Below are 10,653 nucleotides of genomic sequence, written 5' to 3' on the forward strand. Positions count from 1 at the left end.
CATGACGGCGAACAGGACGGGTTGGACGATGTCGACGCGGGTGAGCCAGTCGGGGTTGTCGTCGTGTAGGACGGTGTGCAGGTCCCAGTCGACGTAGGGGCGTAGTGCGGTGGCGCAGGCGTCGAGGTGGGCGGCGAAGACCGTGCTGTGTTGGGCGAGTTCGCGGCCCATGCCGAGCCACTGTCCGCCCTGGCCGGGGAAGACGAACACGGTCCGGCCGTGGTGGGTGGCGGTGTGTTGGAGCAGGGCGGGGTGCGGGCGGTCCTCGGCGAGCGCCCGCAGCGCGTCGATCGGCTCGGGACCGGGCAGGACGGCCGCTCGGTGTCCGAATGCGGTGCGGGTGGTGAGCAGGGCGGCGGCGACCGCGCTGGAATTCAGGTCGGGGTGCTGGTGGAGGTGGCTGGTCAGGTTGGCGGCCTGGGCGCGCAGCGCGGCCGGCGTCTTCGCCGACAGCAGCCACGGCAGCGCCACCGCCGGTTCTCCGGCCGCCGATGCGGCAACGCCCGCCGGCCTCCCGGCCGCGGAGGCGGCAACGCCCGTCGGCCTCCCGGCCGCGGAGGCGGCAACGCCCGTCGGCTCCCCGTCCGTCGCGAGCGCGCCCGCCGTCGGCTCCCCGTCCGTCGCGAGCGCGCCCGCCGCCGGCACCTCGCCCGTCGCGAGCGCGCCCGCCGCCGGCACCTCGCCCGTCGCAGGCTTCCCGGCCGTCGTGGGCTTCCCGGCCGCCGCGGGCTTCCCGACGGTCGTGTCCGGCGCGGCCGCCGGGGTCTGCTCGATGATGAGGTGGGCGTTGGTGCCGCTGAGCCCGAATGAGGAGACGCCGGCGCGGCGGGGCCGCTCGTGCTCCGGCCACGGGATGTTCTCGGTGAGCAGCGCCACCTCCCCGGCCGACCAGTCCACGTGCGAGCTGGGCGCGTCCGTGTGCAGGGTCTTCGGTAGGACGCCGTGGCGGATGGCCTGGACCATCTTGATGATGCCGGCGACGCCGGCGGCGGCCTGGGTGTGCCCGATGTTCGACTTGATCGAGCCGAGCCAGAGCGGCTGGTCGCGGTCCTGGCCGTAGGTGGCGAGCAGGGCCTGGGCCTCGATCGGGTCGCCGAGGGTGGTGCCGGTGCCGTGGGCTTCGACGGCGTCGACGTCGGCGGGGGTGAGGCGCGCGTTGGCCAGGGCCTGCTGGATGACCCGCTGCTGGGAGGGCCCGTTGGGGGCGGTCAATCCGTTGCTGGCGCCGTCCTGGTTGACCGCCGAGCCGCTGATCACCGCGAGCACCGGGTGCCCGTTGCGGCGGGCGTCCGACAGCCGCTCCAGGACCACGAGGCCGGCGCCCTCACCCCAGCCGGTGCCGTCGGCGGCCTCCGCGAACGGCTTGCACCGCCCGTCCGGGGCCAGCCCGCGCTGCCGGCTGAACTCCACGAAGATGCCCGGGGTGGCCATGATGGTGGCCCCACCGGCCAGCGCCAGGCTGCACTCGCCGTTGCGCAGCGCCTGCACCGCCAGGTGGGTGGCGACCAGCGACGACGAGCAGGCGGTGTCCACCGTGATGGCCGGCCCGACCAGGCCCAGCGCGTACGCGATCCGGCCGGAGGCGACGCTGGTGGCGTTGCCGGCGAGCAGGAAGCCCTCCAGCTCGCGCGGCTTCTGCCCGGCGCGCGGCGCGTACTCCTGGGAGATGACGCCGGTGAAGACGCCGGTCGGGGTGGTCTTCAGCGTGGTCGGGTCGATGCCGGCCCGTTCGAGGGCCTCCCAGGCGGTCTCCAGCAGCAGCCGCTGCTGCGGGTCGGTCGCGAGGGCCTCGCGCGGGCTGATCCCGAAGAAGTCGGCGTCGAAGGCGTCCGCGTCGTGGACGAAGCCGCCCTCCCGGGCGTACGTGCGGCCCGGCTGGTCCGGCCGGGGGTCGTAGAGCCCGTCGACGTCCCAGCCCCGCCCGGTCGGGAAGCCGCTGACCGTGTCCACCCCGTCGACCAGCAGTTGCCAGAGTTGCTCAGGGCTGTCCGCCTCGCCCGGGTAGCGGCACGCCATGCCGACGATCGCGATCGGCTCGTCGGCAGCGGCGGTCCGGGTGGCCGGGGCCGCGACCTCCGCCGCCCCGGTGCCGGCGATCTCGGCACCGATCCGCTCGGCCAGCGCGGCCGGCGTCGGGTGATCGAAGATGATCGTGGTGGGCAGCCGCAGTTCGGTCGCCGCGTTGAGCCGGTTGCGCAGCTCGACCGCGGTCAGCGAGTCGAAGCCCAAATCCTTGAACGCCCGGTCCGGGCCGATGCCGTCGACGCCGGCGTGTCCGAGCACCAGGGCGACCTGCGCGCGTACCAGGTCGAGCAGCAGCCGGGCCCGGTCGGCGTCGCCGAGCCCGGCGAGTTGCCGGCCCAGCGACGAGGTGGCCGGCCCGGCGGACCCGCCGGCCGAGCGGCGCCGCGGCGTCCGCACCAGGCCACGCAGGATCGCCGGTACACCGACCTCGGCGGCCTGGGCGCGCAGCCGGGCCAGGTCCAGCGTGGTCGGCACCAGCACCGGCCGGTCCTGGCCGAGCGCGGCGTCGAGCAGGGCGAGCGCGTGCTCGCTGGCCAGCGGCACCAGCCCGGTCCGGGCGATCCGCGCCTGGTCGGTGCGGTCGAGGTGGCCGGTGATGCCGCTGGTCTGCGCCCAGAAGCCCCAGGCCAGGGCGGTCACCGGCAGGCCGTGCGCGCGCCGGTGCTGGGCCAGCGCGTCGAGGTAGGTGTTGGCGGCGGCGTAGTTGCCCTGCCCGCCGGTGCCGAGCGTGCCGGCCACCGAGGAGTAGAGCACGAACGCGGCCAGCGGCAGGTGGGCGGTGGCCGCGTGCAGGTGCCAGGCGGCGTCGACCTTGGGCCGCAGCACGGTGTGGATCTGCTCGGGGGTGAGGGTGTGTACGGCGGCGTCGTCGACCACGCCGGCGGTGTGGAAGACGGCGGTGAGGGGGTGATCGGCGGGTACGGCGGCGATGAGGTCGGCGACCGCATCCGGGTCGGCGGTGTCGCAGGCGGCCACGGTCGTGGTGGCGCCGAGTTCGGTGAGCCGGTCGACCAGCTCCGCCGCGCCGGGCGCGTCGGCGCCGCGGCGGCTGACCAGCAGCAGGTGTCGGGCGCGGCCGGTGGCGGCGAGGTGGGTGGCGAGCAGGGCGCCGAGGGTGCCGGTGCCGCCGGTGATCAGCACGGTGCCGTCCGGGTCCGGTCCGGCGGAGACCTCGGCCGGCGTACCGGTGCGGGCCAGCCGCGGGGCGAGGGCCGCGCCGTCGCGGAGGGCGAGCTGCGGCTCCCCGCCGGCCACGGCGGCGGGCAGCAGGCCGAGGCTGGCCGGTGCGCCGTCGTGGTCGACGATCACGATCCGGTCCGGGTGCTCGGACTGCGCCGACCGGAGCAGACCCCAGAGCGGCGCGACCGCCAAGTCCTGGACATCCTCGTCGGGGCGGGTGCCCACCGCGCGTCGGGTGAGCACCACCAGCCGGGACCGCTCGGTCCGCCCGTCGGCGAGCCAGGCCGCGAGCAGCGCGGCGGCCTGCTCCACGGCGGCGTGCGCGCCCGCCACGCCCGGTTCCGGCGCGGTCGGCGCGACCACCAGCACGTCGGGCACGGCGGCGTCGGTCCCGAGCAGCGCGACGGCCTCGTCGAGGGCGATGACCGGCCACGGTTCGGCGGGCGCCGCGCCGGTCGGCGCCGGCACCCAGTCGACCTGGTACAGCGCGTCGTGGGCGCGGGCCGGGGCCGGCGCGCCCCGCTCGACCGCGGTGAGGGTGAGCGCGTCGACCGTCACCACCGGCTCGCCGGCCGGGTCGGTCGCGACGAGCCGGTACGTCCCCGCGTCGACCCGGGTCAGCCGGACCCGCAGCTCGGCGGCGCCGCCGGCGGACAGCGCGACACCGTGCCAGGTCGAGGCGGTCCGGGCGGTCGGCGCGGGGTCGGCGAGGGCGACCACGTGCAGCGCCGCGTCGAGCAGCGCGGGGTGGATGCCGTACCCGGCGGTGTCCACGTCGTCGGCGAGCCGGACCTCGGCGTACAGGTCCTCGCCGGTGCGCCAGGCGGCGGTGAGGGCCTGGTACGCGGGCCCGCAGGCGAGCCCGGTGTCGGCGAGGTCGGTGTAGCAGGTCGCGGTGTCCAGCGGCACCGCGGCGGGCGGCGGCCACTCGGCCGGGCCCGGTTCCGGCTTCCCGGCGGCGGTGGCGGCGAGGAACCCGGCGGCCAGCTCGGTCCACCGGTCGGCGGCCCAGTCGTCGTCGGCGCCGTCGGCGGGCCGGGAGTGCACGGCCACCGGCCGGTTCCCGTCCGGTCCGGCCGCCCTGACCTCCACCTGGAGGTGGACGGCGGCGCCGGCGGCCAGCGTCAGCGGCGTCCGCACCTCGAGTCCCGTCAGGACCGGCAGGTCGACCTGCTCGCCGGCCTGCAGGACCAGCTCGACCAGGGCCGCCGCGGGCAGCAGCACCCGACCGTCGACCGTCTGGTCGGTCAGCCACGGGTGGGTGCCGGCGGCGAGGCGGCCGGTGAACAGATAGCTGTCGTGGTGCGCCAGCCGGGTGGCGGCGGCGAGCATCGGGTGGGCGCTGGCGTGCAGGCCGGCGGCGCTCACGTCGGCGCCGCCGGTGGCGTGCAGCCAGAAGCGCTGGTGCTGGAAGGGGTAGGTGGGCAGCGGCACCGGGGCGGGCGCGGGCACCGGGTGCAGCGGAGACCAGTCCACCGGCAGGCCGCCGGCGTGCAGCGCGGCCAGGGCGGCGAGCAGCGTGTCGGTGGGCGGCTGGCCGCGCCGCTGGGTGGCGGTGGCGCGGGCGTGCCCGGGCAGCGTCTCGTGGGTCAGCGTGGTGAGCGTGCCGTCCGGGCCCAGTTCGACGAAGTGGCTGACGCCCAGCTCGTGCAGCTGCCGGGTGCCGTCGGCGTACCGGACGGCGTGCCGGATGTGCCGGGCCCAGTAGTCGGGCTCGGCCAGTTCCGCGTCGGTGGCGAGCGCGCCGGTGAGGTTGGAGACGATCGGGATGCGGGCCGGGTGGAAGGTGACGGCCGCGGCGGCCCGCCGGAACTCGTCCAGGATGCCGTCGGTGTGCGCCGAGTGGAAGGCGTGCGCCACGTGCAGCCGCCGCCCGTCGTGGCCCTGCTCGCGCAGGGCCGCGGCGAGCGCGTCGACGTCCTCCGGGTCGCCGGCGAGCACCAGCGAGCCGGGGCTGTTGTGCGCGGCGAGGCTGACCCGCGGGTACCCGGCGAGCAGCGGGGTGACCTCGTCGAGGGTGGCCGCGACGCTGAGCATCGCGCCGGGCGGCATGGCGTGCATCAGCGCGGCCCGGGTGGTGATCAGGGCGGCCGCGTCCGGCAGGGTGAGCACCCCGGCCAGGTGGGCCGCGGTCAGCTCGCCGATCGAGTGGCCGATCAGGTGGTCGGGGGTGACGCCGAAGCTGCCCAGCAGCCGGAACATGGCGGTCTCGAAGGCGAACAGCGCCGGCTGGGTGTAGCGGGTCTGTCCGAGCAGGTCGGTGTGCCGGCCGAACATCACCTCGCGCAGCGGGTGCTCCAGGTACGGGTCGACGGCGGCACACACCTCGTCGAGGGCGGCGGCGAAGACCTCGAACCGCTCGGCGAGTTCCGCGCCCATCCCGGGGTACTGGGCACCCTGTCCGGTGAGCAGGAACGCCACCGGCCCGGCCGGCACGGCCGCGTCGCGTACCACCGTGGGGTGCGGTTCCCCGGCGGCCAGGGCCCGCAGGCCGGGCAGGAGGTCCCCGCCGGCCAGCACGACCGCCCGGTGCTCGAACGTCGCCCGGGTGGTGGCCAGCGCGTACCCGACGGCGGCCGGGGCCCGTCCCGGCTCCTGTTCGACGTACGCCACGAGTTGCGCGGCCTGGGCGCGCAGCGCGGTCGGGGTCTTCGCGGACAGCAACCACGGCAGCGCGACGGGCGCGGTCGGCGGTTCCGGGCTGGCCGGCGGCGGCGCCGTGGCGGCCGGGGCCTGCTCGATGATGAGGTGGGCGTTGGTGCCGCTGATGCCGAACGAGGAGACCCCGGCGCGGCGCGGCCGGTCCCGGTCCGGCCACGGGGTGTTCTCGGTGAGCAGGGCGACCGCACCGGTCTCCCAGTCGACGTGGGAGCTGGGGGCGTCGACGTGCAGCGTCCGCGGTAGCACGCCGTGGCGGATGGCCTGGACCATCTTGATGATGCCGGCGACGCCGGCGGCGGCCTGGGTGTGCCCGATGTTGGACTTGATGGAGCCGAGCCAGAGCGGCTGGTCGTCGGTGCGGTGCTGGCCGTAGGTCGCGAGCAGGGCCTGGGCCTCGATGGGGTCGCCGAGGGTGGTGCCGGTGCCGTGCGCTTCGACGGCGTCGACGTCGGCGGGGGAGAGTCCGGCGTTGGCCAGGGCCTGCTGGATGACCCGCTGCTGGGAGGGCCCGTTGGGGGCGGTCAATCCGTTGCTGGCGCCGTCCTGGTTCACCGCCGAGCCGCTGATCACGGCGAGCACCGGGTGGCCGTTGCGGCGGGCGTCGCTGAGCCGCTCCAACACCAGCAGGCCGGAACCCTCGCCCCAGCCGGTGCCGTCCGCGCCGTCGGCGAACGACCGGCAGCGCCCGTCGGGGGAGAGCCCGCGCTGCCGGCTGAACTCCAGGAAGATGCTCGGCGAGGCCATCACCGTCACGCCGCCGGCCAGCGCCAGCGTGCACTCGCCGTGGCGCAGCGCCTGCACCGCCAGGTGGGTGGCGACCAGCGACGACGAGCAGCCGGTGTCGATGGTGATGGCCGGCCCCTCCAGGCCGAGGGTGTACGCCAGCCGCCCGGACGCCACGCTGGTGGTGTTGCCGGCCAGCAGGAACCCCTCGACCTCGTGGTGGCGCTGCCCGGCGCGGGGCGCGTACTCCTGGGAGATGACGCCGGTGAAGACGCCGGTCGGGCTGGTCTTCAGCGTGGTCGGGTCGATGCCGGCCCGTTCGAGGGCCTCCCAGGCGGTCTCCAGCAGCAGCCGCTGCTGCGGGTCGGTCGCGAGGGCCTCGCGCGGGCTGATCCCGAAGAACTGCGCGTCGAAGGCGTCCGCGTCGTGCAGGAAGCCGCCGCGCCGGGCGTACGTGCGGCCGGGCTCGTCGGGGCTCGGGTGGTAGAGCGCCTCCAGGTCCCAGCCCCGGTTGGCCGGGAAGTCGCTGGTGGCGTCGGCGCCGTCGAGCACCAGCCGCCACAGGTCCTCGGGGGTGCGGGCGTCGCCCGGGTAGCGGCAGGCCATCCCGACGATGGCGATCGGGTCGTCGGCGGTCGAGGCCCGGGGCCGGGGCGCCGGCCCGGCGCTCTCCGGGGCGCCGAGCAGTTCACCGCGCAGCCGGTCCACGACGGACTGCGGGTTCGGGTGGTCGAACACGACGGTGGCCGGCAGCCGCAGCCCGGTGGCCGCGTTGAGCCGGTTGCGCAGCTCGACCGCGGTCAGCGAGTCGAAGCCGAGGTCCTTGAACGTCCGGTGCGGCTCGACCGCCTCCGGGCTGCGGTGCCCGAGCACGACCGCCACCTGCGCCCGGACCAGGTCGAGCAGCATCCGGTCCCGGTCGGCGCCGGCCAGGCCGGCGACCTGCTGCGCCAGGTCCGAGCCGGCGACCACGGCCGCGGCCGCCGCCCGGCGGGTCGGCGTGCGGACCAGCCCGCGCAGCACGGCGGGTACGCCGGCGCCGCCGGGATTGCCGCGCAGCACCGCCAGGTCCAGGGCCAGCGGTACGAGGGTGGGCCGGCCCCCGGTGACCGCGACGTCGAGCAGGGCCAGCGCGTCGTCGGTGGGCAGCGGGCGCAGCCCGGCGCGGGCGATCCGGGCCTGGTCGGCGTCGTCGAGGTGCCCGGTCATGCCGCTGGCCTGCGCCCAGAAACCCCAGGCCAGGCTGAGCGCGCGCCGGCCCTGCGCGACACGGTGCTGGGCGAGCGCGTCGAGGAAACTGTTCGCCGCCGCGTAGTTGGCCTGCCCCGCGGCGCCGAGGGTGCCGGCGATCGACGAATAGAGCACGAACGCCGACAGGTCCAGGTGCGCGGTGGCGCGGTGCAGCTGCCAGGCCGCGTCCACCTTGGGCCGGAGCACGGTGTGCACCTGCTCGCCGGTGAGACCGCTGAGCACGCCGTCGTCGAGGACCCCGGCGGTGTGGAACACGGCGGTGAGCGGATGCGCCGCCGGGATCCCGTCGACCAGCGCGGCGACCGCCTCGGCATCGGCGGTGTCACACGCCACCACGGTGGCCTCGGCCCCCGCCTCCCGCAACCGGGCCACCAGCTCGGCCGCGCCCGGCGCGTCGGCGCCGCGCCGGCCGGCCAGCAGCAGGTGCCGGGCCCGACCGGTGGTCGCCAGCTCGGTGGCGAGCAGGCCGCCCAGAGTTCCCGTACCCCCGGTGATGAGGACCGTGCCGTCCGGGTCGAGCGGGACCGCGGGGTGACCCGGCGCCGGCGCGACCGGCGCCACGCGCGGGGCCAGCAGCCGGCCGGCGCGGAGCGCGACCTGCGGTTCGCCGCAGCCGAGCGCGCTGGCGAGCGCGTCCTCGCTCGCCGTCGTCCCGTCGCTGTCGACCAGCACGAACCGGTCGGCGTGTTCGGCCTGGGCGGACCGCAGCAGCCCCCACAGCGCGGCGGCCGGCAGGTCGGTCACGTCCTCGCCGTCGCCGGCGGCGACCGCGTTGCGGGTGAGCACCACCAGGCGGCAGCCGTCGAGGTCGGGCTCGCGCAGCCAGCTCTGCAGGGTGGCCACCATCCGGGCCACCGCGTCGTGCGTACCCGCCACCGGATCGCCGCCCGTCGCCGGCGAGTAGACCACCACGTCGGGGGCGTTCATCGAGGTGCGCAGCAGGTCGGCCAGCCCGTCGTCGTCGACCGCCTCGTACCCGTCGACACTGTCGGCGGTGGCCGCGACGGGTTCCCAGATCACCCGGTGCAGTGGGGCGGCCCGCAGCGCGGTGACGTTCAGCGGCCGGGTGTCGAGCCGTTCGACGTCCAGGACCGGAACGCCCTGCGGCGTCGTGGCCCGTACGCTGACCGCCCCCGCGCCGGTGCGGGTCAGCGTGACACGCAATGCGGTCAGCCCCGCGACGTGCGCCGTGACGCCCGCGAAGGCGAACGGCACCTCCACGGTGTCCCCGGTACGCAGCGCGGCCCCGACGTGGAGCGCCGCGTCCAGCAGCGCCGGATGGAGGCCGTAGCCGGCGATTTCGACGTCCGGGTCCAGCGCGACGTCGGCGTGCACCGCCTCGCCGTCCCGCCACGCCCGGACCACGTTGCGGAACGCGGGGCCGTAGTGCAGGCCCAGGTCGTCGAGGTCGGCGTAGAACGCCGCCACGTCGACCGGTTCCGCCGCGGGCGACGGTGCCGGCGGGGCCGCGCTGGGCGCCGGCTCCGGCGCGGCGGTGAGCAGGCCGCTGACGTGCCGGGTCCACGGCTCGTCCGGTTGCGCCTCCAGCCGGCTGCTGATGGTGATGGCGCTGCCGTCCTCCGCCGGCCGGCCCACCTCGACCCGCAGGTGCAGCGACTCGTGCTCCGGCAGGGTCAGCGGCGCGTGGATGGTCAGCTCCCGCAGGTGCCGCCGGCCGGCGAAGGTGCCGCAGTGCAGGGCCAGGTCGACCAGGGCCGCGGCCGGCAGGATCGGCTGCCCGCCCACCGCGTGGTCGCTCGTCCACGGGTGACCGTCCACGGCGAGCCGGCCGGTGAAGACGTGCGTGCCGTCCTCGGTGGTGATCGTCGCGGCGAGCAGCGGATGCCCCGCTGGGCTCTGGCCGTGGTGGGCCGGCGTCGACGCCACCGGCACCGGGTCGAGCCAGAACCGCTGGTGCTGGAAGGGGTAGGTGGGCAGCGAGAGGTGGCGGGCCGGCGCGGGGAGGTGCCAGGTGATGGTGAGGCCGTGGGTGTGGGCGGTGGCGAGGGCGTGCAGGAATTGGCGGTGGGCGTCGTGGTCGCGTTTGAGGGTGGCGATGGCGCGGGGCTGGTCGAGGCTGTCGCGGGCTTCGAAGGTTTGTTGGAGGGTGGGGGTGAGGATCGGGTGGGGGGTGGCTTCGATGAGGGTGTGGTGTCCGTCGTCGAGCAGGGCTTCGGTGGCGGTGTGGAGTTGGACGGGTTGGCGGAGGTTGTCGTACCAGTAGTCAGCGGTGAGTGTGGTGGTGTCGATGGCGGTGCCGGTGACGGTGGAGTAGAAGGCGGTGTCCGACGGTTGGGGCTGGATTGGGTTGAGGGCGGTGCGGAGGGTGTGGTGGAGGGGTTCGATGTGGGGGGTGTGGGAGGCGTAGTTGACGGCGATGACCCGGGCGCGCACGTGGCGTGCCTGAAGGGTGTCGACCAGGGTCTGGATCTGGGTGGGGTTGCCGGCGATGACGGTGGTGGTGGGGCTGTTGTGGGCGGCGATGTGCAGGTCGTCGTGGTTGTGCAGGAGGGGGGTGATTTGGTGGGGGGGTAGGGGGATGGAGGCCATGGTGCCGGTGCCGTGCAGGGTGGTGACGGCGGTGGCGCGGGCGGTGGTGATGGTGATGGCGTCGTGCAGGGTGAGTGCGCCGGCGTGGTAGGCGGCGGCGATTTCGCCTTGGGAGTGGCCGAGGACGGCGTCGGGGGTGATGCCGTGGTGGCGCCAGAGGGCGGCGAGGCCGGTCATGACGGCGAAGAGGGTGATTTGGGTGATGTCGTCGCGGTCCAGTTCCCTGCCGCTGGTCAGGGTTTCCCGGATGGACCAGGTGTGGCC

The 10,653-nt window shown here is 76.0% G+C and carries 1 protein-coding gene; it reads right to left on the minus strand.

The window, feature by feature from the left end:
* The coding region (locus tag LQ51_RS32615) for a type I polyketide synthase (protein WP_156312962.1) at positions 1-10,653 on the minus strand (10,653 nt) is incomplete at both ends.

It is taken from the genome of Micromonospora sp. HK10, assembly GCF_000982955.1.
In the GTDB taxonomy this organism is placed as follows: domain Bacteria; phylum Actinomycetota; class Actinomycetes; order Mycobacteriales; family Micromonosporaceae; genus Micromonospora.